Below are 21,901 nucleotides of genomic sequence, written 5' to 3' on the forward strand. Positions count from 1 at the left end.
TTCACGATGCGCGTGTTGATCACGGGAGCAGCAGGGTTTTTAGGCTCACACTTGTGTGAGCGTTTTCTTGCCGAAGGCCATTCGGTTGTGGGGATGGATAATTTCATCACTGGCAATCCGGAAAATATTGCCCATTTAGTTGGTCACGATGGCTTTCAATTTATTCGCCACGATGTGACCAACTATATTTTCTTGCCCGGCCCGCTGGATGCAGTCCTGCACTTTGCCTCGCCAGCCTCGCCAATCGATTATCTTGAACTGCCGATTCAAACCCTGAAGGTCGGCGCGCACGGAACCCACAATGCGCTTGGTTTGGCCAAAGCCAAAGGTGCTCGCTTCCTGATCGCCTCAACCTCAGAAGTTTATGGCGATCCGCAAGTTCACCCACAACCAGAAACCTATTGGGGCCATGTGAATCCAATTGGGCCACGTGGTGTTTACGACGAAGCCAAGCGCTTTGCCGAAGCCATGACCATGGCCTATCACACCTACCACGGCGTACAAACGCGGATTGTGCGGATTTTCAACACCTACGGCCCACGTATGCGTTTGGCTGATGGACGGGTTGTGCCAAACTTCATTCAACAAGCCTTGCGCGGCGAGCCACTGACCCTCTATGGCGATGGATTGCAAACCCGCTCGTTCCAGTTCGTTGGCGATTTGGTCGAAGGTGTGTATCGTTTGTTGCTCTCCGATGAGGTCGAGCCAGTTAACATTGGCAATCCCCACGAGTTCAACATGCGCGAGTTTGCCGAAATCGTCAATGCGATTACCAACAATCCAGCTGGTACGGTCGTCAAGCCTGAACTGCGCATCAAAGACGATCCCCAAAATCGCCAGCCCGACATTAGCAAAGCCAAACGGGTCTTGGATTGGGAGCCACAAGTAACCTTGCAAGCAGGCTTGGAAAAAACCATTCCATGGTTTGCTGATCAATTACGCAAACGTGGCGAAATTCAATAAGCCCCAACGCAGCAACGAAAGCGCCCTGAGCATCGGCGTTGATGGCTCGGGCTTTTGGCATACCCAACAAGCTTTAGAGAGGAGCCACGCAACGCCATGCAGCGTCGAGCATTAACTTTGCGCGCCGTGCAGCCATTAGATTGGCTGTTGGCAGGCTTGGGGCTGGCAGGAGTAGCAATCATCAGCCTGCTGCCATTTGCCCAAGCAGCAACATTAATTATTTGTGGCATGTTGTTGGTTGGCATGCTGATTCAGCCAGCGGTAGGCTTGAGCTTAACCGTTGCCACCGTCATGATCCAAGAGTTGCTGAGCTTTCCGCTTGGCCTCACCGCAACCCATGTGATTGGCATTATGGCGCTGGGGGCGTGGCTGCTATATGGCATGGCGCGGCGCAAGATCATCATCGATACAACCTTGCTGGTGCCATGGGGCCTCTTTTTGATGGCCTTGCTGCTCTCGGCGGGCCTAACCGAATACAACGCGGTTGATGCCTTGAAGCAAGTTGTGCGCTGGTTTATGGCTTTTCTGGCTTTCGTGGTGGCGGTTGCCACCATCACCACGCCCAAGCGGGCAATTGGCCTGATTGCGGTGATGTTTGCTGTTGGCGTGATCGAAGCGCTGATTGGCATTCAGCAATATCGGCTGGGCGCTGGCCCGTTTGCAATTGGCGAAACTGTGCGCGCTTACGGCACGATTGGCAAGCCCAACACCTTTGCTGGCTTTTTGGAGTTGATGTGGCCTTTAACTTTGAGCGTGGCCTTGGGTTTGCTCTGGTTTTGGTGGCAGCAACGCCAACGCTGGCACTATTTATTGGGCGCTGCGTTGAGCGGCGGAGCCAGCCTAATTATTCTGGCGGCAATTGGCGTGAGCTTTTCGCGCGGCGCTTGGATTGGCATTATGGGTGCGCTGGCGGTGATGTTGCTGGCGGTTGATCGACGACGAGCCTTGCCATTAATTGGGCTTGGCGGCGTGTTGCTGTTGGCAATTATCAGCCAGCCGGAGCTATTTCCCGCAGTAATTAGCGAGCGAATTAGCAGCCTAACCAACAATTTGCGCATTTTTGATGCTGGACGCGTGACCGTAACCGATGAAAATTTTGCGGTTGTCGAACGTATGGCACATTGGCAAGCAGGGGCAAATATGTTTCTAGCCAATCCAGTGCTGGGCGTTGGCCCCGATAATTTCAATCGGGCTTATCCTGAGTTTTTTGTTGGCCGCTGGTCGGAATCGCAAGGCCACTCGCACAACTACTACATTCATATTGCGGCAGAAGCTGGTTTGTTGGGCTTGCTGGCCTATTTGGTGCTGATTGCGGCGGTTTATCGCCAAGCCTATTTGGCAATTCAAGCGACGCGCGGCACGGTTTGGCAGATGGTAGCGATTGGCTGCTGTGGTATCATAACCGCCATTCAGTTGCACAACATTTTTGATAATCTCCATGTGTTGAATTTTGGAATTCATTTGAGCGCGGTGTGGGCCTTATGTGTGGTTCTGACACAGCGCCAAGGGTGGCGTGCATGACATATTTAGTAACGGGTGGTGCGGGTTTTATTGGCTCGCATTTGTGCGAAACACTGTTGCAGCGTGGCGAACGTGTCATTGCATTCGATAATTTCAACGACTATTACAGCCCAGAACGCAAACGGCGCAACGTGGTTGATTTGCTCAAGCACCCCAATTTTGTGCTCTGGGAAGGCGATTTGCGCGATCCAGCCAGCTTATTGGCCTTGTTTGAGCAACATCGCCCGAGCCATGTGGCCCATTTGGCGGGCATGGCCAATCCGCGCTATTCGTTGCAACACCCTGCATTGTATAGCGCAGTTAATGTTGAAGGCTCGGTTAATGTGTGGCAGGCGGCGATCAAATATGGCATTCAAGCCTTTGTTCAAGCCTCAACCTCGTCGGTGTATGGGCTTGCGCCAACGCCATGGCACGAAGCTTTAGCCACCGATCAGCCCTTATCGCCGTATGCGGCCACCAAAAAAGCTGCCGAATTGCTGGCCTACACCTTCCATTATCAAACCCAAATTCCCACCCGCGTGGTGCGTTTCTTCACGGTCTATGGCCCGAAAGGCCGCCCCGACATGACTCCAACGATTTTTGTTGAGGCCATGCGCAAACAAGAACCAATTGTGCTTTACAATGGCGGGGTTGATGTCTACCGCGATTGGACCTACGTTGACGATATTGTTTCGGGGGTGATTGCGGTGCTCGATAGCGATCGTGCTTTTGATATTTTTAATCTTGGCAACTCAACGCCAGTGATGTTGCGCAGCTTTATTGATACGTTGCAAGCAATTACTGGCATTGAAGCAATTATCGAAGCCAAGCCGTTATCCTCTGCCGACCCGCCAATTACCTTTGCCGATACCAACAAGGCCCAACAATTGCTTGGTTGGAAGCCGACCACCGATATTGAGGATGGCCTAGAGCGCTATTGGCATTGGTACAAAAGTGAGTACAATTGCTAGCTGATTAAGCAGTTGCTGGCATTTGGCCTAGTGTTATACACAATTGGATCATTATGAAATCGCAATCTCAAGCTAATACGCCGAGTTTACGCCCTGAGCAAACCGACCAAGGCTTCCCGCGCCCTGCTGAAACCGAAGCGCTTGAGCAATTGGTCGAACAGGCGGCTGAAGCAGCACCCTTAGCTGCTGATCAAATGCCCGAAGATTTGGCCGATGTTCGTTCTGGTGGTTTTTCGCTGCGCGATAAATTTCTGAACATTAAATCATTGGCCTCGTTTGGGATTGCCTTTGCGATTCTTGGCTTTGCTTTTTGGCGGGCCGATATTAACTTGGCTGACATGTGGCGGCAAATCGGCCAGACCAATCCTTGGCTGTATGCTGCTGGGTTTATCGTTTTTTATGGTCTTTTCCCAGTGCGCGCGTTACGTTGGCGCATTATTTTGCGCAGCGCTGGCTTCGAGGTCGATAGCCCGCAATCCCGCAAACGTTGGGCTGGGGTTGGGCCGCTCAGCGAATTTATTGGGCTTTCGTGGTTTGCCAACTGTGTTGTGCCCGCCAAATTAGGCGATGCCTATCGCGGCTATTTGGTTAAGAAAAACGGCGATGCTTCGTTCTCGCGCACGCTGGGCACGATTTTCGCCGAGCGCATCGTTGATATGATTGTGCTCTTTGGTATGTTGGTGGTTTCTGGCTTATTGGTCTTTCAAGGCCATCTCAATAGCTGGACGGAACGGCTCTTCATCATTGGCATCGTTTTGACGATTTTGTTGGTGATTGGCTTGATGTCGATGCGCTATCTTAGCCCGTTGATTCGCCGCGCCTTGCCAAAACGCTTTCACGATTTCTATGCCCGCTTCGAGGAAGGCACGCTTTCATCGTTCCGACCTTCACGCTTGCCTGTGCTGTTGCTGTTGACGATCGTCGTTTGGCTGGGCGAGTCGATGCGGCTGTTTTTTGTGATTGAAGCGATGGGCGGATTAGGCTTATCGTTATCGGCGATTATTTTCGTGGCCTTGGCTAGCTCACTGTTGACCGCCGTGCCAGCCTTGCCTGGCGGCTTGGGCTTGGTCGAAGTCGGGATTGCTGGCGTAATGATGTTGTTTGATGTGGGTCAAACCACCAGCACCGCCGTCGCCTTCCTCGATCGGATCATCAACTACTGGAGCATCGTGATTTTGGGCTTAGTGTTGTATCTTTTCAGCAAACGAAAGTGAGCCATCCATGTTAACTGCTAGCGAACGCGATGCACTTGTAGCAACGATTTTGCACCTACCAGCCCAATTGCATGCGTTGGTTGATCGTTTGAATCTTGAGCAATTGAACACGGCGTATTTGGCCAATGAATGGACAATTGCCCAAAATATCCATCACTTGGCCGATACTCACATGACGTTGTTTATTCGCATGAAGCTGTTGCTGTTGGAAGAGCATCCAACCCTCAAACCGTTCGATCAAGATACGTGGGTAACGACCGCCGATAGCATTGGCCCAATCGAGCCATCGTTGCTGATTTTGCAGGGCTTGCAAGAACGCGCCGCAACCTTGGTCAATTCGCTTGATCTCGCCAGTTTTGATCGTACTGGCTGGCATCCAGAAAACGGCGAAATGACGCTTGAGCAGATTGCCCGCTACTATGCCCGCCACGGCGAGCTGCACCTTGAACAAATTAGCCAAACCCTAGCAGCAGCGAACTGAAGGATGAAAGATGAATTATGAGGGATGAGGGAAAGTCAAAAGGCAAAAATCAAAAGTCAGAGTGATGAGGGATGAAGGGACTAGGGGTGAGGGGTCAGGCTTTTGGCTATCGGAACATTAATTCGTGTAATTCGTGGCTAAAAAACTTAACCTTCGTGCCCTTCGTGTCCTTCGTGGATCAAAACGTTAACGCAGAGGCGCAGAGGGAATGAGGCTATAGGCTATAGGCTATTGGCTATTGGCTGGCACAATCATAATCCCAAAAATCTGTGCCAATCTGTGGCAAAAAAACTTAACCTTCGCGGCCCTTTGTACTCTTCGTGGATCAATGTTCTATGTTCTATGTTCTATGTTCTATGCTCTTAACTTATGCACATAGCAATTGATTACAATGCAGCAGTGCGCCAAGGCGGTGGAATTGGCCGTTTTGTGCGTGAAATAACCCAAGTTGCCGCGCAGGCAGCGCCCCAACATCGATTTTCGTTGTGGTATGCAGCGCGTGGGCTTGACCCCAACAGTGCTCAGATGCAGGCCTTGCATGAGCTTCAACGGCGTTTGCCCAATATCAAGCCGCGCCCAATTCCCATCAGCGAGCGTTTGCTGACGATTCTTTGGCAACGTTTGCGGCTTCCCTTGGCGGTTGAACGGATTGTTGGCTCGGTTGATGTGGTGCATGGCACCGATTTTGTGCTGCCGCCAACCAAAGCTAAAACTCTGCTTTCGATTCACGATTTTGCTTATATTATCCATCCCGAAACTGCGCCGCCAGAATTGCGCCGCTATTTGGGTGGAGTTGTGCCGCGTAATATTCGCCGCGCCGACCATATTCACGTTAATTCGCGGGCAACCAAGGCCGATATGGAGCGCTTGCTTGGTACTGCACCAGATAAATCAACGATTGTTTATTCGGGCAGTGGCAGCGATTTTTACCCTCGGCCTGCGGGGGAAATTGCTGAAATGCGCCAGCGACTTGGCTTGCCCGAGCGTTATCTTTTGAATGTTGGCACAGTGCAGCCACGCAAAAACGTCGAGCGTTTGATCGAAGCTTTTGGCAAGTTGCCAGCCGAATTGCGCAGCCAGCCTTTGGTGATTGGCGGCAAGCGTGGTTGGTTGGCCGAGCCAATTTACGCGGCGGTGCAACGCTATGGCCTAGCCCAATCAGTCATCTTCTTGGATTTTGTCAGCGACAGCGATTTGCCTAAACTCTATAGTGGTGCAACGGCGATGGTTTATCCTTCGCTATATGAAGGCTTTGGTGTGCCAATTGTCGAGGCCCAAGCCTGTGGCACGCCAGTGATTACCTCGACCATCTCTAGTTTGCCCGAAATTGCTGGCAACGCGGCCTTGCTGGTCGATCCCCACGATACGGCGGCGCTGACGGCGGCTTTGCAAAAAGTATTAACCGAGCCTGAATTTTGCCAAGCCTTAGTTGAAGCAGGCCCACGCCAAGCAGCTAAATTTACCTGGGAAGGCACTGGTTTGGGGGTTTTGGGGTTATACGAATTACTCGGGCAATCCGCCTAAAATACAAACGCCCCGTGCTCGCCATTGAACGCGGGGCGTAATGAATGTCTAGCCCAAGCGCTCCAAAACCGCAGCGCCAACTTCTTTGGTCGAGCGAGCTTGGCCAGCAGGAGCCAAATCGCCAGTCAAAATGCCTGCATCGATCGTTGCATACACAGCTTTTTCAACTGCCTCAGCTTCTGCATTCAACCCCAACGAATAGCGCAACAGTAAGGCCACGCTCAAAATGGTTGCCAATGGATTGGCCACGCCCTTGCCCGCAATATCGGGAGCGCTGCCGTGAATTGGCTCGTACAAACCTGCTTTGCCCTTGCCCAGCGAAGCAGATGGCAACAATCCCAACGAGCCAGCCAACATTGAAGCCTCGTCGGTCAGAATATCGCCGAACATATTTTCAGTCACAATCACATCGAAATCTGCTGGGCGGCGCAATAAGTGCATGGCGCAGGCATCAACCAAAATATGCTCAAGCTCAATATCGGGGAATTCTTCGGCTACCACGCGGCTAGCGACCCGCCGCCACAAGCGTGAGGTTTCTAGCACGTTGGCTTTATCGACCGAGGTAACTTTGCCACGCCGACCACGTGCCAATTCGCAAGCCCGCCGCACCACGCGCTCGATTTCGCTGGTCGTGTAGACGCAGGTATCGATTGCTTGCTCTTCGTCGGGGCGAATGTAGAAACTGGTTTTTTCACCGAAGTAAATTCCGCCAGTTAATTCGCGCACCACCAGCATATCGACACCCTCGACCAAATCGGGGCGCAACGGCGAGCGGCTGGCCAAGGCTGGCGTGACCGCAACGGGGCGTAAATTGGCGTACAAGCCCAAGGTTTTGCGAATGCCCAACAAGCCTTGTTCTGGCCGAACTTTGGCCTTGGGATCATCCCACTTGGGGCCGCCAACCGCGCCAAGCAGCACCGCATCGGCAGCTTTGCAAATCTCGACGGTGGCTTCTGGCAACGCTGTGCCGTGGGCATCGATTGCACAGCCACCGATTAAGCCTTCGCTAAAACTAAAACTATGGCCGTAGCGCTCAGCCACGGCTTTGAGCACCTCGACCCCTTCGGCGACAACTTCGGGGCCGATGCCATCGCCAGGTAATAGGGCAATTGTTGCTTGCATCAAAACACTCCTTGCTAAGTTAACCAACAAGCGGTGGAGTAAATATCCCATCGTCAATCCAAAAATGGGCTATAGGCTATAGGTGTAATGGTTCATTAAGTTAACCACCATGGCGCTTTTCCACCCTTCCGTCCCGCCAGCGGGAGACGCAGGGGGCTTTAATCCCCCCTGCACCCCCTCAAGGGCAATCTGCGACCAAACCGTATCCCTTGATGAACCTGTGGATGCGTGGTACGCAGCCGAACCCGATCCTTGGATGGGGTTGGGTTGTGGGAATACGCTGGTTGCTAACCCAATAGACCAATAGCCTATAGCCCAAAGCCAATAGCCTCATTATGCTCCGACGGTGTTGACGCGAGCGGCATGGTTGGTTTCGTAGGCTTGGATTGCAGCTTCTTGGGCTTGAATATAGCCTAATTGATCGACTCCATGCAACAAGCAATGTTTGGAGAAGGCATCAATTGGGAAGCTAATGGTTTCGCCAGCAACATGCACTTGTTGGTTGGCAAGGTCGACGCTCACGTCGATCGTTTGGTTGGCTAAGCATTGCTCGGTCAAGCGAGCCAAGGTTGGCGCATCGACCACAATTGGCAACAAGCCATTTTTCAAAGAGTTGCCTTTGAAAATATCAGCGAAATAGGTGCTGATGACTGCTTGGAAGCCAAAGCCTTGCAAGGCCCACGGTGCATGCTCGCGCGAAGAGCCACAGCCAAAGTTATGGCCTGCAATAAGCACGCCAGCACCTTGAGCGTAAGGTTGGTTGAGTACAAAATCTGGCTCGCCGCGCCAATCAGTAAACAGCGCTTCGCCCAAGCCATTTTTATCGGTAACTTTCAAATAGCGCGCAGGAATGATCTGGTCGGTGTCGATATTTTCAATTGGCAAGGCCACTGCTTTGGCCTGAAATGTATTAATTGGCTGCATTTTTTACCCCCTATTTCAAAGGATGAAGGATGAGGGATGAAGTATGAATATATATCATCAATATATTCTTCATCCTTCATAAGTTATACTTCGCTGGTTTCATCCCTCATCCTTCATAATTCATACTTCTATAAAATTTCTCGCACGTCGACGATATGGCCGTTGATGGCGGTGGCGGCGGCGGTCAATGGGCTGGCGAGGAAGGTGCGCCCGCCCTTGCCTTGGCGACCTTCGAAGTTGCGGTTGCTGGTGCTAACCGCATATTGGCCAGGTTGCAGTTGATCGCCGTTCATGGCGATACACATCGAGCAGCCAGCTTCACGCCATTCAGCGCCCGCCGCGCGGAAAATCTGATCCAAGCCTTCTGCTTCTGCTTGGCGTTTGACTTGTTGCGAGCCAGGCACGACCAACATGCGCAGGCCGTCGGCAACTTTTTTGCCATCCAACAACTTAGCAGCAGCCCGCAAATCGGAGATCCGCGAGTTGGTGCAGGAGCCAAGGAACACCACATCAACTTTTTGGCCAATCAGCGGTTGGTTTGGTTGCAAGCCCATATAATTCAAGGCTTTATCCAAGGCCATGCGTTGGCTATCGTCAGCCAAATCGCTGGGAGCTGGCACATTGCCAGTTACCGGAATGCCCATGCCAGGGTTGGTGCCATAGGTAATCATCGGAGCCAATTCATCTGCATTCAACACGACTTGCAGATCGTAAGTTGCGCCTTCATCGCTGGGCAACGTGCGCCAGTATTCGACCGCAGCATCCCATGCTTCGCCCTTGGGCGTATGCGGGCGATCTTTCAACCAAGCAAACGTAGTTTCGTCGGGCGCGATCAAGCCAGCCCGTGCGCCACCTTCAATCGACATATTGCAGATGGTCATGCGTTCTTCCATCGTCAGGGCGCGAATGGCCGAGCCGGTGTATTCGAGCACATAGCCTGTGCCGCCGCCAACCCCGATTTTGGCAATAATCGCCAAGATGATGTCTTTGGCGGTTACGCCCGCGCGCAACGTGCCATCGATGCGAATCTCGGCAGTTTGCGGTTTTTGCTGCAACAAACATTGGGTAGCCAAGACGTGGCCAACTTCGCTGGTACCAATGCCAAAGGCCAATGCGCCAAACGCGCCGTGGGTGCTGGTGTGCGAATCGCCACAAACAATCGTCATACCAGGCTGAGTATAGCCTTGTTCTGGCCCAATCACGTGCACAATGCCTTGGTTTTCGGTGCCTAAATTGTATAACGGAATGCCAAAATCGCTACAATTTTGAATCAACTGATTCAATTGTTTGCGGGCAATTTCGTCGGTTACCGGAATAATGCCATCAGCGCCGCGTGGCGTGGTTGGTGTGCTGTGGTCCATCGTGGCGAGGGTTTGGGCTGGGCGGCGTACAGTCAAGCCGCGTTCGCGCAACATCGTAAAGGCTTGCGGCGAGGTAACTTCATGCACCAAGTGCAAATCGATATATAAGGTTGCTGGCGATTCAGCGTCAGCAGCTTGAACAACGTGTGCATCCCAGATTTTTTCAAATAATGTCTTGGCCATGTTGGTTCTCCAAATAGAATGTGAGGCTATAGGCTGATGGCTATCGGCTATCGGAATATCCTGTGATTTCTTATAGCCAATAGCCAATAGCCTATAGCCATTAATTTGTCCGTTTGATTTGCCAGCCGTTTTCAATCCAATCGAAGCCAACTTTGGCGTAGTAATCGGCGGCGGCGGGTGCTGCTAAGAGGACTAAGGAACATTGCGCACCAAGTTTTTCGCGGGTAACCGCAATTAATTGGCGGCCAATCCCTTGTTTTTGGTAGCTTTGGTCAACTGCAAGGTCGGCAAGATAGGCGGCATAGCTCCAATCGGTGATTGTGCGGGCTACGCCAACCAGCTTTGCACCATCCCACGCTGTGACGATCAAATCTGCATTGTCGATCATCGTTTGCATGCGCGCCAAATCTTCGACTGGGCGGCGTTCGCCAAGGGTTGAGGCATTCAGCACGGCTACAAATTGCGCGCCGCTGATCACGCTCTCGCTACTGTAGCGAATACTCATCGCAGATACTCCAACCAGTTCCATTTATCTTCGGTTTTGCCGTTGAATAACCCAAAGAAGGCTTCTTGCAACACGGTGGTGATTGGCCCGCGCTTGCCTTCGCCAACTTGCACGCCATCGACCGAGCGAATTGGCGAGACTTCAGCGGCTGTGCCAGTGAAAAACATTTCGTCGGCCAGATACAGAATTTCGCGTGGCAAGGCTTGTTCGCGCACTTCGTAGCCAAATTCTTTAGCCAACGTCAGCACGCTATCGCGGGTGATACCTGGCAGAATCGCCGCCGTGACTGGCGTGGTATAAATCACATCATCGCGAATGATGAACAGATTTTCGCCGCTGCCTTCGCTCAACACGCCATTGACATCAAGCGCGATGCCTTCGGCGTAGCCGTTGAGCGCTGCTTCCATCACGATTAATTGCGATGAAAGGTAGTTGCCGCCAGCCTTGGCCATGGTTGGGATGGTATTTGGCGCGGTGCGATTCCACGACGAAACGCAGACATCAACGCCCAATTCCAGCGCTTCGGGGCCAAGATAGGCTCCCCATTCCAACGCTGCAATCATCACATCAACCGGCGCTGCCAGCGGGTTTACGCCCAGCACGCCATAACCACGCCACGCCAAGGGCCGCAGATAGGCCGAGTCTAAGCCATTTTCGCGCACCGCTGCATGACAAGCATCAGCCAATTGCGCTTGATCAAAAGGAATCGGCATGCGATAGATTTTGGCCGAATCGTACAAACGGCGCAGGTGCGGCTGCAAACGGAAAAAAGCTGGGCCGTTGGGCGTGTTGTAGGCCCGAATGCCTTCAAAAACCGATGAACCATAGTGCAAGGCGTGGCTCATCACGTGCACGGTGGCCTTTTCCCATTCCACCAGTTCGCCGTTCATCCAAATGTACTTGGTCGGTTTGATTGACATGCAGTATTCCTTTTATGAGAGCTACGCCGCGACGGTTTCGGCGTGTTTGAGTAGCACTGGTTGGTTGCTCTGCGCACGAACCAAGGGCAATTCTAGTGAATCGACCAAGGCTTGCCAGCTGGCTTCGATAATATTTTCCGAGCAGCCAACGGTTGTCCAGCGTTCTTCGCCCATCGCAGCCTCGATCAGCACCCGTGTGGTTGCGCCAGTCGCCGATTCCGAATCGAGAATCCGCACTTTGTAATCAACCAAATGCACATCGGCCAATTCTGGGTAGCGTGTCAGCAACGCTTTGCGCATGGCTTGGTCGAGCGCATTCACTGGGCCATTGCCCGAAGCTGCTGTATGATAAATTTCCTCGCCAATTTGTAGCTTAACTGTTGCCTCGGCCTGCATCTCAACCCCACGCCGTTGCTCAACAATCGTTACCACGTCGAGCAATTTGAAGGGCGCGGTATAATCGGCGGCGGCGCGACGCACTAGCAATTCAAACGAACCTTCGGCGGCTTCGAACTGAAAGCCCTTGCTTTCGAGCAATTTGACCCGTTCGAGCACGCCGCGTTCAAGACCTGCGCTCTCCACGCCCAATTCCTCGGCGCGCATTTTGATGTTGCCACGACCTGAAAGCTCGCTAATCACCACCCGTTTGCGATTGCCAACTTGCACTGGATCGATATGCTGATACGAATGTTCAACTTTGGCCACTGCCGCAACGTGAATGCCGCCTTTGTGGGCAAACGCGCTGTTACCAACGTAGGCGGCGTGTTCGTCGGGGTTCAAATTGGCAATCTCGCTGACCGTGCGCGAAAGCTCGGTCAAGCGTTGCAGTTGGTCCGGCAGCACGCAGAACATGCCCATTTTTACTTGCAAATTGGGAATGATCGAAATTAAGTTGGCGTTGCCGCAGCGCTCGCCATAGCCGTTGATCGTGCCTTGAACTTGGCGACAACCAGCGACAATTGCTGCCAACGAATTGGCTACCGCCAACTCGCTATCGTTGTGGGTGTGAATGCCAAGTTGGGTCTTGATTTTGCCCTTGACTTGCTGCACTACGGCGCTGATCCAATCGGGCAGCGAGCCGCCGTTGGTATCGCACAGCACAATCCAATCGGCTCCTGCTTCGGCGGCGGCGCTGATGGTGGCTAACGCATAGCGGTTATCAGCGCGGAAGCCATCGAAAAAGTGCTCAGCATCGTAGATCACTTCTTTGCCGTTGGCCTTCATCAGGGCTACGCTATCGCGAATCATGGCCAAATTTTCTTCGAGCGTGGTTTCCAACACCTCGGTTACGTGCAACGTCCACGATTTGCCAACCAAGGTGACGACTGGTGTGTTAGCATCGAGCAAAGCCTTGAGATTGGCATCGGTTTCTGGTTTGCTATTGGCGCGGCGGGTTGAACCAAAGGCCGCAATCTTGGCGTGCTTCCACTCTATTTTGGCAGCTTCGGCAAAAAATGCTGCATCTTTGGGGTTCGAGCCAGGCCAACCGCCCTCGATATAATGCATGCCAAAGCGATCAAGTTCGCGAGCGATTTTCAGTTTATCGGCTAACGATAACGAAAGCCCTTCGCGTTGAGTGCCGTCCCGTAGCGTTGTATCATAGAGAAATATTTGCATCTGTCATACTCCTAGAACATAGAGCATAGAACATAGAACATAAACTCAATCAGTGTAGTCCTCAGCATCAAAGAGATTAGCTTGATCATCAACGTGATACGTTGCTACTGATTCATGCAAGCTTTGTTGTGATTGTTCAAGCTTACGCATCTTGCTTGATAGCATTGCAATAATCTCGTTGCAGCGTTTTTGAATGCGCTTTTCTGCATCATCGTCAATATAGCCAAGCCGGAATAATGTATTAGCCCAATTATCAGTTTCGGCAGCTGAACCACGCGCAATCGAAAGATGATTTTTATGTGCGCCGAGACTAAATCGACCATGACCTTCGGCAATATTAGCGCTAATTGATGTAGCGGAACTAACAATTTGGCGCACAATTACTGCATTACTCCACGAGTTTGGCACATTGCTAATCAGTTGAATCACATCCATAACCAATTCTTGAGCTTTATTCCACATAATCAAATTGCGATATGAATATGCTTCACTCATCACCTGCTCCTATGTTCTATGCTCTATGTTCTATGTTCTATGTTCTAAACTTTGGATAACTGCCAAAAATCTTGACCCGCCCAGCGATGCTTGCCAGCTTTTGTAAGGCTTCGGCAACCACTGGCTCGTGGCGATGGCCATCGATGTCTACGAGAAAAACATAATCGCCAAGCTCGGCTTTGGCTGGCCGCGATTCAATTTTGCTCAAATTGATCCCAGCTTGAGCGAAAATTGCCAAGGCTTCGTGCAAGGCTCCGGCGCGATTGACCTTCGACGTAAACATCAGCGAAGTCTTGTCGTCGCCAGTTGGCGCGGCATCTTCAGGAGCCAAAACCACAAAGCGCGTGCGATTGTTGGTGTTATCTTGAACATCGTAGGCCAAGATGTTGGCTTGGGCGCGTTCGGCAGCATGCAAGGTGGTCAATGCGGCGGCGCGGCGCTCATCGGCGAGCGCTTCGACCAATGCAGCAGCAGTGCTTAACGCGGCCACGGTTGGCACATTCGGCAAGCAGCGTTCAATAAAACGGCGCGATTGAGCCAGCGGTTGTTGGTGGGTGTAGAGCACTTCGACCGTATCGAGTTGCACATCGGGTTTGGCCACCAACATATGCCGAATCGGAATCACGATTTCGCGGCAAATCCGCAAACGAGTTTCGTGAATCAGCACATCGAGCGTAATGCTCACCGCACCTTCGAGCGAGTTTTCAATGGGCAAAATGCCCAAATCAACCGCCCTCGTTTCAACAGCCGTAATCACAGCGGGCATACTTGCCATTGGCAAATAGGTGGATTGTTGGTCGCCCGCTTCCAACGCTGCTTTTTCGCTGAATGTACCAGCTGGGCCGAGATACGCAATTTTCATAAGTTCGTTTAGGCTAGTGGCCTTGATTCGCTGTGAACCAAGGCCGTAAATTATTCGTAACGACCAAGCGTCGAGCCACCGAACAAATCCACGCCTGGGGCGGCACTAGCGACTTCCATGCGGGCGGTGGTTTCTTGCTTGAGCCGTTCTTGGCGGGCTTTGAGCAATTTGTTCAAGGCTCCAACGTAGGCTTCAGCAGCAGCAACGATGATGTCAACATTAACGCCATTGCCGCGCCAAACTTTGGCATCAGCTGCTTTGTCGGTTAGCACGCCACGCACATGTTTGTGTTTGCCTTCAACCACTTTTACGCTGACTTCACCAACTGCATCGATGCCTTCGGTGATGGCGTTGACCGCAAACTCAAGCAAGGTAACCGGAGTCAAAACCACTTTGTTGATTGCCGAATAGACTGCATCGACTGGGCCTGTGCCTTGCGCCGATTCGATTTTGACCTCGCCGTTGGGGCCGCGCATGCGCACAGTTGCGGTTGGAATGGCGTTCACGCCTGAGGCAAATTGCACATGCTCCAATTCATAAACTGGGCTTGGGCGACCTGCTTCATCAGTAATCAAAGCTTCAACATCGCGATCATCAACATATTTTTTGCGATCAGCCACATCTTTGAATCGCGCAAACAAGTGGTTGATTGTGGCTTCGTCGAAGCTATAGCCCAGCTCTTGCACTCGATGGCGGAAGGCATGACGGCCTGAGTGCTTGCCCAAAACCAAGGCATTGCCATCTTGGCCGACCGATTCGGCGCTCATAATTTCGTAGGTCATGCGGTGCTTCAACACGCCATCTTGGTGAATGCCCGATTCGTGAGCGAAGGCATTCGCGCCAACAATCGCCTTGTTGGGTGGCACTTGGGTGTTGGTGCAGGCACTCAACAAGCGTGAGCTAGGGGTTAATTGGGTGGTGTCGATGTTGGTGCTCAGGCCATAAAATTGCTTGCGCGTTTCCAACGCCATCACCACTTCTTCCAACGAAGCGTTGCCAGCCCGCTCACCAATGCCGTTAATGGTGCATTCGATTTGGCGCGCGCCAGCCCGCACTCCCGCCAACGAATTTGCCACCGCCAAGCCCAAATCGTCGTGGCAGTGGGTCGAAATAACTACATCAGCTGCACCAGGTACGTTTTCGATAATGCCCCGAAGCAACGCTGCATATTCCTCAGGCGTGGAATAGCCCACGGTATCAGGAATATTCAAGGTTGTTGCGCCTTCTTCAATCGCTGCGGCTAGCATCTGATACATAAATTCGATGTCAGAACGGGTCGCATCCATCGGCGAGAACTCAACATCGTCGCAGAGTGAGCTAGCCAAGCGCACCATTTCGCGGGTTTTTGCCAGCACTTCCTCGCGGGTCGAGCGCAATTGATACTCGATATGAATATCTGAGCTTGAGAGGAATGTATGAATGCGCTTTTTGGCAGCTGGGGCAATCGCCGTCGCACAGGCTTCGATATCGCTTTTGACTGCCCGCGCCAAGCCACAGATCACTGGGCCGTTGGCAGTGCCGACGCTCTTGGCAATCTGGTTGACTGCTTCCCAATCGCCTGGTGAGGCGGCAGGAAAGCCCGCTTCGATAATATCCACGCCCATTCGCGCCAATTGTTTGGCAACTTCCAACTTTTCGTGCAGATGCATGGTGCAGCCTGGTGATTGCTCACCGTCGCGCAGGGTTGTATCGAAAATTCGTACATAATCGCTGGTCATAGAGTTCTCCGTAATGAGGGCGATTGTTTGAGCCTGTTGAAACCGCGAAGAACGCGAAGATCGCTAAGTAGGGAGCTTAACATTCGTGTTCTTCGTGTCCTTCGTGGTTTCGGCAACTCTAGCCCTCGTTCCCTAAATTAACTGCCTGGGTTAATTTCTTTTGGATTGACGAACGGCATCATTGAGCGCAGTTCGCGGCCAACATGCTCGATTTGGTGCCCGACATCGGTCGAGCGATATTTGTTGAAACGAGCGCGGCCAGTGTGGTTTTCTTCGATCCAATCTTCGGCGAATGCGCCATTTTGAATCTCTTCCAACAACAGTTTCATGGCGGCTTTGGTTTCGCTGGTTACAACCCGTGGGCCTGCGATGTAATCGCCCCATTCGGCGGTGTCGCTGACCGAGTAGCGCATATAGCTCAAGCCACCTTGGTAGAACAAGTCGACAATCAATTTGAGTTCGTGCATACATTCAAAGTAGGCAACTTCTGGTTGGTAGCCAGCTTCGACCAAGGTTTCAAAGCCAGCTTTGACCAAGGCCGAAACCCCGCCACACAGAATTGCTTGCTCGCCGAACAAGTCGGTTTCGGTTTCTTCGGCGAAGGTGGTTTCGAGCACGCCAGCCCTCGCACAACCGATGCCCTTGCCATAGGCCAAGGCATTTTGCAAGGCCTCGCCACTAGCATCTTGATAAACCGCGACCAAACCAGGCACGCCACCGCCATGCTCAAACACTTCACGGACGCGATGTCCAGGCGATTTTGGCGCGATCAACGAAACATCAACCCCGGCTGGTGGCACGATTTGACCATAGCGAATATTGAAGCCGTGAGCAAACATCAAGGTTGCATTGGGCTTTAAGTTGGGGGCAATTTCATCGCTGTAGAGTTGGGCTTGGGTGGTATCTGGCACCAACACCATGACAACATCAGCAGCCTTGGTGGCCTCGCCAACGCTCAACACTTGCAAGCCCGCAGCTTCGGCTTTGGCCTTTGATTTGCTGCCTTCGTGCAAACCAACCACCACCTGCACGCCGCTATCTTTCAAATTCAAGGCGTGGGCGTGGCCTTGCGAGCCATAACCGATGATCGCCACAGTTTTGCCAGCCAAGCGTCCAAGATCCGCATCGTTATCGTAATAAAGCTTTGCCATTGAATGAGTTCCTCAAATATAACTAGGAAATGGTTTGAACGATGAACAATTGCTACCCGTGTTTATTCCATGGTCTCGCCGTAATCGCCCCACCAGGTATCCCAATTGACATCTTCGTCGCTATAGTGGGCTTTATCAGCGGTCGCGGTGGTTTCTTCTTCAAACATTGGTTGCAGCATGGTCGTGATCCTTTATTAATGAAGAGGCGATTGCCTCGTTGAATGCAATTAAGCGGCGCGAAATTCTTGGCTTTGATATGGCCCGCTGATGGTCGATGCGCCACGGGTCATTGCCACGCAGCCAGTGCGCACCATCTCGCGAATGCCAAACGGACGAATCAGGTCAACAAAGCGGTCGAGTTGTTCAGGGCTGCCGCTTAGTTCGATCATCATGGCATCGGGCACGACATCGACGATTTTGGCTCCGAAAATATCGGCCAATTGCATCAATTCGCTGCGCTTGGCTGGTGGTGCATAGACCTTGACCAACAGCAAATCGCGGGTGACATTTGGATCTTGGGTTACATCACTGACCTTCAGCACATCGATCAATTTATACAGTTGTTTGATCACTTGCTCGACGCTGGTGGTATCGCCATCGATCACCAAGGTCATGCGCGAGATGCCAGCGGTTTCGGTGTGGCCAACGGTCAAGCTTTCGATATTGAAGCCACGGCGGCGAAACAGGCTCACAGAGCGGTTCAGCACCCCAGGTTGGTCACGTAACAAAGCTACTAAGGTATGTTTCATAACAAAAATCTCCTGAGCCTATTTCACTGCCACAACGTCTTCGATTTCGACTTCGCTGGGGTCTTCGAACATATCGCTGATGCTTGCGCCTGGAGCTACCATCGGGTAAACATTGACTTCGCGCTCAACTACAAATTCAATCAAGAATGGGCCATTGGTTGCCCGCGCTTGATGAATTGCCTCGGCCACATCTTCGGCGCGTTCGACGCGTACCCCAGGAATGCCATAGGCATCAGCCAATTTGATAAAATCGGGGCTCCACATTGGCGTAGCCGAATAGCGACGTTCGTGGAAAAGCTCCTGCCATTGGCGAACCATGCCCAAGTAGCCATTATTGATGATACAAATCTTCAAGGGCAGGCTTTCTTGCACTACCGTGGCTAGCTCTTGCAAATTCATCTGGAAGCCGCCGTCGCCAGCAATTGCCCAAACTTCTTCGTTGGGGCAGGCCACTTGCACGCCCATTGCTGCTGGCAAGGCAAAACCCATCGTGCCCAAACCGCCAGACGTGATGTGGGTATGTGGTTTCATATATTCGATCAGCTGGGCAGCCCACATTTGATGCTGGCCCACGTCGGTGCAAACCCGAAATTCGCCTTGCAAAATGCGGGTGAATTCTGCATAAACATGGTGTGGCGTGAACATGCCACTTTCTGGGTCGCGTTGGCGCTTGGAGCGGGTTGCCTGAACCTCGCGAATATGGTTGACCCATTCGCTGTGGTCGTTGGGATTGACAATTTCGGTTAAGTTTTCTAGCACGCGCTTGGCATCGCCAACAATTGGTACGGCGGTTACCACGTTTTTGCCAACTTCAGCTGGATCAATATCAACGTGGATAATTTTGGCGTTGCGGGCAAAGCTATCCAATTTGCCAGTTACGCGGTCGTCGAAGCGTGCGCCAATCGTAAACAATACATCGCATTCTTGAATCGCACGATTGACATGCACCCAACCGTGCATCCCGGGCATACCCAACGATAGCGGATGATCTTCGGGAATGCAGCTAATGCCCAACAGCGTGGTGATGACTGGAATGCCAGTTTTTTCGGCAAATTCGCGTAATTCAACGCTGGCGTGGCCCAGCAAAATGCCGTGGCCTGCCATGATCAAGGGCTTTTTGGCCTGATTCAGCAAACTGGCGGCTTCTTTAATTTGGCGGCGATTGCCATCGTAGTTGGGCTTGTAGCCAGGCAAATCGATAGTTTCTGGATACTCGAACACGCCACGGGCATTTTGGGTATCTTTGGCAATGTCGATTAGCACTGGGCCTGGGCGACCAGTTCGCGCAATATGAAAAGCTTCTTTGAATACCCGTGGCAGGTCGCGTACATCGGTCACTAAATAATTGTGCTTGGTGATTGGCTGGGTGATGCCTGTCACATCGGTTTCTTGAAAGCCATCTTTGCCAATCAACGAGGTCACGACTTGGCCGGTGATGGCCACGATCGGGATTGAATCCATCATGGCATCGGCAATTGCGGTGACCAAGTTGGTTGCGCCCGGGCCGCTGGTGGCGACACAAACGCCAACTTTGCCGCTGGTGCGGGCGTAGCCTTCGGCGGCATGGCCTGCTGCTTGTTCGTGGCGCACCAAAATATGGCGCAATTGGGGATATTCGGGCAGCGCATGGTAGAAGGGCATAATTGCCCCACCAGGATAGCCAAACATCACATCAACGCCCTCGGCTATCAACGCTTCACACATCATTTGAGCACCAGTTAGCGTTTTCATTGGTATACCTCGCCTTGCGTAAGGATTTCAATAATCTATGCTTCCAACACCGCGCCATTGCTGGCGTTCGTCACCAAACGGGTGTAGCGTGCCAACCAGCCGCGCCGATATTTGCGTTCTGGGGCTTGCCACCCAGCGCGGCGTTCGGCAAATTGCGCTTCGCTGAGTTCGACTGCCAACAGGCGATTTGCTAAATCGATGTGAATGATGTCGCCATTTTCGATCAGGCCAATCGGGCCACCCTCGGCGGCTTCTGGTGAGATATGGCCAATGCACAGGCCGCGCGTGCCGCCGCTGAAGCGACCATCGGTCAATAAGGCCACTTGCTCGCCCAACGGCATACCTTTGAGCAACGAAGTCAAAGCCAGCATTTCGCGCATGCCCGGGCCGCCGCGTGGGCCTTCGTAGCGCACAACCACCACATCGCCAGCTTGGATTTCGCCAGAACGGGCGGCGTAGGTTGCAGCTTCTTCGCTGGGGAAACAGCGGGCGGGGCCGCTAAATGTCATTTGATGCTGATCAACTGCGCCAATTTTAATCACCGAGCCTTCGGGAGCCAAGTTGCCAAACAAAATGCACAAACCGCCTTGGGCTGAATGCGGAGCATCAATTGGGCGGATGCATTCAGGGTTTTCGTTGGCGATGCCTGCTAATTGCTCGCCCAAGGTTTGGCCAGTCACGGTTGGCACGTTCAGGTGCAAAGCATCGGGCTTTTTGGCCAGTTCGGCCATAATTGCTGGTACGCCACCAGCGCGATGCACATCTTCCATATGCCATTGACGATCGCCATCCCAAGCTGGGCTAACTTTGGCCAAGTGCGGCACGCGGGCTGCAATTTCGTTAAAGCGGCTGATTGGATAATCTAAGCCAGCTTCACGCGCCAAGGCCAAAACGTGCAAGACGGTGTTGGTCGAGCCGCCCATGGCAACATCGAGTGCCATAGCGTTATCAATCGATTCGGGAGTGACAATATCGCTGAAGGAAATATTCTGGCGGAGCAGTTCGAGGACTTTGCTAGCAGCGGTGCGGGCTAATTCGTGGCGGGCGGGGTCGGTGGCCAGTAATGAACCGTTGTATGGCAGGGCGATTCCCAGTGCTTCACACAGACAATTCATCGAATTGGCGGTGAACATGCCGGAGCACGAGCCACAGGTCGGGCAGCCGTTGCGCTCCAGATCCAGCAGCCGCTCATCACTGATGCGGCCAGAAGCATGTTGACCAACGCCTTCGAAGACGCTGATCAAATCGACCTTATTGCCATCTTTATCGCGGCCAGCCTGCATCGGCCCACCAGATACAAACACGGTGGGAATATTGACGCGGGCAGCGCCCATCAGCATGCCTGGCACAATTTTGTCGCAGTTGGGGATACAGATCATCGCATCGAAGCAGTGCGCCGCTGCTACCGTTTCAACACAATCGGCGATCAACTCGCGCGAAGGCAACGAATAGCGCATACCTTCGTGGCCCATGACGATGCCATCATCAACCCCGATGGTATTGAACTCAAAGGGAATGCCGCCCGCAGCGCGCACTGCATCTTTGACGATTTTGGCAAACTCATGCAAGTGGACGTGGCCAGGAATAATATCGATATACGAATTACAGATTGCCACGAACGGCTTCTGAAAATCGCTATCATCTTGAATTTGGCCTGTCGCACGGAGTAGTGAACGATGTGGAGCGCGTGCAAAGCCCCGTTTGATCGTATCTGAACGCATAGATGCTCCCCGCATAGAGATGTGGATGGCTGGACTGGCCATCGCAGCAATAAGCTCGCTTGGGCCAATACTCCAGTTGAATTGGCCACACAGCGCTCGATTTTTGGCAATAGGAAAGCAAGCCTTGTCAGTCCCGATGCTGAACACAGGCAAAAGATGGGCGAACATACTCATCAATGAGCTTGAACG

The 21,901-nt window shown here is 52.6% G+C and carries 19 protein-coding genes; 6 read left to right on the forward strand and 13 right to left on the reverse strand.

Going from position 1 to position 21,901, the window contains the following annotated elements; genetic code table 11:
- Positions 1–6 precede the first annotated feature (6 nt).
- From C5S61_RS23900 to C5S61_RS23925, 6 genes are all read left to right on the forward strand, one after another.
- Positions 7–963 carry a UDP-glucuronic acid decarboxylase family protein gene (locus C5S61_RS23900; protein ID WP_110519637.1) on the forward strand — a complete coding sequence of 319 codons (957 nt, stop codon included), beginning with the start codon at positions 7–9 and terminating at the stop codon, positions 961–963.
- 96 nt (positions 964–1,059) lie between these two features.
- The gene (locus C5S61_RS23905) at positions 1,060–2,484 is read left to right on the forward strand and encodes an O-antigen ligase family protein (protein ID WP_110519639.1); all 1,425 of its coding nucleotides are present in this window, start codon (positions 1,060–1,062) and stop codon (positions 2,482–2,484) included.
- Positions 2,481–3,434 (forward strand): GDP-mannose 4,6-dehydratase, encoded by a 954-nt coding sequence (locus tag C5S61_RS23910; RefSeq protein WP_110519641.1) that lies wholly within the window; start codon positions 2,481–2,483, stop codon positions 3,432–3,434. Before C5S61_RS23905 ends, C5S61_RS23910 begins: the two co-directional genes overlap by 4 nt.
- A 53-nt stretch (positions 3,435–3,487) precedes the next feature.
- Positions 3,488–4,648: a lysylphosphatidylglycerol synthase transmembrane domain-containing protein gene (locus tag C5S61_RS23915; RefSeq protein WP_110519643.1), complete on the forward strand. Its 1,161-nt coding sequence runs from the start codon at positions 3,488–3,490 to the stop codon at positions 4,646–4,648.
- A 7-nt stretch (positions 4,649–4,655) separates the two neighbouring features.
- Positions 4,656–5,129 carry a DinB family protein gene (locus C5S61_RS23920; protein ID WP_110519645.1) on the forward strand — a complete coding sequence of 158 codons (474 nt, stop codon included), beginning with the start codon at positions 4,656–4,658 and terminating at the stop codon, positions 5,127–5,129.
- A 369-nt stretch (positions 5,130–5,498) separates the two neighbouring features.
- Positions 5,499–6,653: a glycosyltransferase family 4 protein gene (locus C5S61_RS23925; RefSeq protein ID WP_110519647.1), complete on the forward strand. Its 1,155-nt coding sequence runs from the start codon at positions 5,499–5,501 to the stop codon at positions 6,651–6,653.
- Positions 6,654–6,701: 48 nt separating this feature from the next.
- Here the strand turns inward: C5S61_RS23925 and leuB are convergent, their stop codons facing one another.
- The 13 genes from leuB to ilvD form a co-directional block, all read right to left on the reverse strand.
- Positions 6,702–7,775 (reverse strand): 3-isopropylmalate dehydrogenase, encoded by a 1,074-nt coding sequence (gene leuB / locus C5S61_RS23930; RefSeq protein ID WP_110519649.1) that lies wholly within the window; start codon positions 7,773–7,775, stop codon positions 6,702–6,704.
- A gap of 333 nt (positions 7,776–8,108) precedes the next feature.
- On the reverse strand, positions 8,109–8,699 hold the full coding sequence (gene leuD, locus C5S61_RS23935; protein ID WP_110519651.1) for a 3-isopropylmalate dehydratase small subunit: 591 nt from the start codon (positions 8,697–8,699) through the stop codon (positions 8,109–8,111).
- 128 nt (positions 8,700–8,827) lie between these two features.
- Positions 8,828–10,243, reverse strand: coding sequence for a 3-isopropylmalate dehydratase large subunit (gene leuC, locus C5S61_RS23940; RefSeq protein ID WP_110519653.1), 1,416 nt, complete (start codon positions 10,241–10,243; stop codon positions 8,828–8,830).
- 100 nt (positions 10,244–10,343) lie between these two features.
- The gene (locus C5S61_RS23945; protein WP_110519655.1) at positions 10,344–10,748 is read right to left on the reverse strand and encodes a GNAT family N-acetyltransferase; all 405 of its coding nucleotides are present in this window, start codon (positions 10,746–10,748) and stop codon (positions 10,344–10,346) included.
- Positions 10,745–11,668: a branched-chain amino acid transaminase gene (locus C5S61_RS23950; protein WP_110519657.1), complete on the reverse strand. Its 924-nt coding sequence runs from the start codon at positions 11,666–11,668 to the stop codon at positions 10,745–10,747. Before C5S61_RS23950 ends, C5S61_RS23945 begins: the two co-directional genes overlap by 4 nt.
- Positions 11,669–11,689: 21 nt before the next feature.
- Complete coding sequence (cimA, locus tag C5S61_RS23955; RefSeq protein WP_110519659.1) at positions 11,690–13,285, reverse strand: citramalate synthase; 1,596 nt, start codon at positions 13,283–13,285, stop codon at positions 11,690–11,692.
- 45 nt (positions 13,286–13,330) lie between these two features.
- Positions 13,331–13,780, reverse strand: coding sequence for a four helix bundle protein (locus C5S61_RS23960; protein ID WP_110519661.1), 450 nt, complete (start codon positions 13,778–13,780; stop codon positions 13,331–13,333).
- A 37-nt stretch (positions 13,781–13,817) separates the two neighbouring features.
- The gene (gene pheA, locus C5S61_RS23965; RefSeq protein ID WP_110519663.1) at positions 13,818–14,642 is read right to left on the reverse strand and encodes a prephenate dehydratase; all 825 of its coding nucleotides are present in this window, start codon (positions 14,640–14,642) and stop codon (positions 13,818–13,820) included.
- Between the two features lie 50 nt (positions 14,643–14,692).
- Entirely contained in the window at positions 14,693–16,360 is a 1,668-nt protein-coding gene (locus C5S61_RS23970; RefSeq protein WP_110519665.1) for a 2-isopropylmalate synthase, read from the reverse strand.
- 137 nt (positions 16,361–16,497) lie between these two features.
- A complete protein-coding gene (gene ilvC, locus C5S61_RS23975; protein ID WP_054532917.1) occupies positions 16,498–17,511 on the reverse strand; it encodes a ketol-acid reductoisomerase in 1,014 nt (337 codons plus the stop codon).
- A gap of 227 nt (positions 17,512–17,738) precedes the next feature.
- Entirely contained in the window at positions 17,739–18,260 is a 522-nt protein-coding gene (ilvN, locus tag C5S61_RS23980; protein WP_204753919.1) for an acetolactate synthase small subunit, read from the reverse strand.
- Positions 18,261–18,278: 18 nt separating this feature from the next.
- Complete coding sequence (gene ilvB / locus C5S61_RS23985; protein ID WP_110519669.1) at positions 18,279–19,991, reverse strand: biosynthetic-type acetolactate synthase large subunit; 1,713 nt, start codon at positions 19,989–19,991, stop codon at positions 18,279–18,281.
- 35 nt (positions 19,992–20,026) lie between these two features.
- Positions 20,027–21,712: a dihydroxy-acid dehydratase gene (gene ilvD / locus C5S61_RS23990; RefSeq protein WP_110519671.1), complete on the reverse strand. Its 1,686-nt coding sequence runs from the start codon at positions 21,710–21,712 to the stop codon at positions 20,027–20,029.
- Positions 21,713–21,901: the final 189 nt, after the last annotated feature.

It is taken from the genome of Herpetosiphon llansteffanensis, from assembly GCF_003205875.1.
Taxonomy (GTDB): Bacteria; Chloroflexota; Chloroflexia; order Chloroflexales; family Herpetosiphonaceae; genus Herpetosiphon; species Herpetosiphon llansteffanensis.

Excerpts from the sequence above, each read along its gene's own strand:
- C5S61_RS23900 (WP_110519637.1), top strand. The coding sequence starts at position 7 with ATGCGCGTGTTGATCACGGGAGCAGCAGGGTTTTTAGGCTCACACTTG.
- C5S61_RS23960 (WP_110519661.1), bottom strand. The coding sequence starts at position 13,780 with ATGAGTGAAGCATATTCATATCGCAATTTGATTATGTGGAATAAAGCT.
- C5S61_RS23910 (WP_110519641.1), top strand. The coding sequence starts at position 2,481 with ATGACATATTTAGTAACGGGTGGTGCGGGTTTTATTGGCTCGCATTTG.
- C5S61_RS23915 (WP_110519643.1), top strand. The coding sequence starts at position 3,488 with ATGAAATCGCAATCTCAAGCTAATACGCCGAGTTTACGCCCTGAGCAA.
- leuC (WP_110519653.1), bottom strand. The coding sequence starts at position 10,243 with ATGGCCAAGACATTATTTGAAAAAATCTGGGATGCACACGTTGTTCAA.
- ilvD (WP_110519671.1), bottom strand. The coding sequence starts at position 21,712 with ATGCGTTCAGATACGATCAAACGGGGCTTTGCACGCGCTCCACATCGT.
- ilvC (WP_054532917.1), bottom strand. The coding sequence starts at position 17,511 with ATGGCAAAGCTTTATTACGATAACGATGCGGATCTTGGACGCTTGGCT.
- C5S61_RS23925 (WP_110519647.1), top strand. The coding sequence starts at position 5,499 with ATGCACATAGCAATTGATTACAATGCAGCAGTGCGCCAAGGCGGTGGA.
- C5S61_RS23920 (WP_110519645.1), top strand. The coding sequence starts at position 4,656 with ATGTTAACTGCTAGCGAACGCGATGCACTTGTAGCAACGATTTTGCAC.
- C5S61_RS23945 (WP_110519655.1), bottom strand. The coding sequence starts at position 10,748 with ATGAGTATTCGCTACAGTAGCGAGAGCGTGATCAGCGGCGCGCAATTT.
- pheA (WP_110519663.1), bottom strand. The coding sequence starts at position 14,642 with ATGAAAATTGCGTATCTCGGCCCAGCTGGTACATTCAGCGAAAAAGCA.
- leuD (WP_110519651.1), bottom strand. The coding sequence starts at position 8,699 with ATGCAGCCAATTAATACATTTCAGGCCAAAGCAGTGGCCTTGCCAATT.
- ilvN (WP_204753919.1), bottom strand. The coding sequence starts at position 18,260 with ATGAAACATACCTTAGTAGCTTTGTTACGTGACCAACCTGGGGTGCTG.
- cimA (WP_110519659.1), bottom strand. The coding sequence starts at position 13,285 with ATGCAAATATTTCTCTATGATACAACGCTACGGGACGGCACTCAACGC.
- ilvB (WP_110519669.1), bottom strand. The coding sequence starts at position 19,991 with ATGAAAACGCTAACTGGTGCTCAAATGATGTGTGAAGCGTTGATAGCC.
- leuB (WP_110519649.1), bottom strand. The coding sequence starts at position 7,775 with ATGCAAGCAACAATTGCCCTATTACCTGGCGATGGCATCGGCCCCGAA.
- C5S61_RS23905 (WP_110519639.1), top strand. The coding sequence starts at position 1,060 with ATGCAGCGTCGAGCATTAACTTTGCGCGCCGTGCAGCCATTAGATTGG.
- C5S61_RS23950 (WP_110519657.1), bottom strand. The coding sequence starts at position 11,668 with ATGTCAATCAAACCGACCAAGTACATTTGGATGAACGGCGAACTGGTG.
- C5S61_RS23970 (WP_110519665.1), bottom strand. The coding sequence starts at position 16,360 with ATGACCAGCGATTATGTACGAATTTTCGATACAACCCTGCGCGACGGT.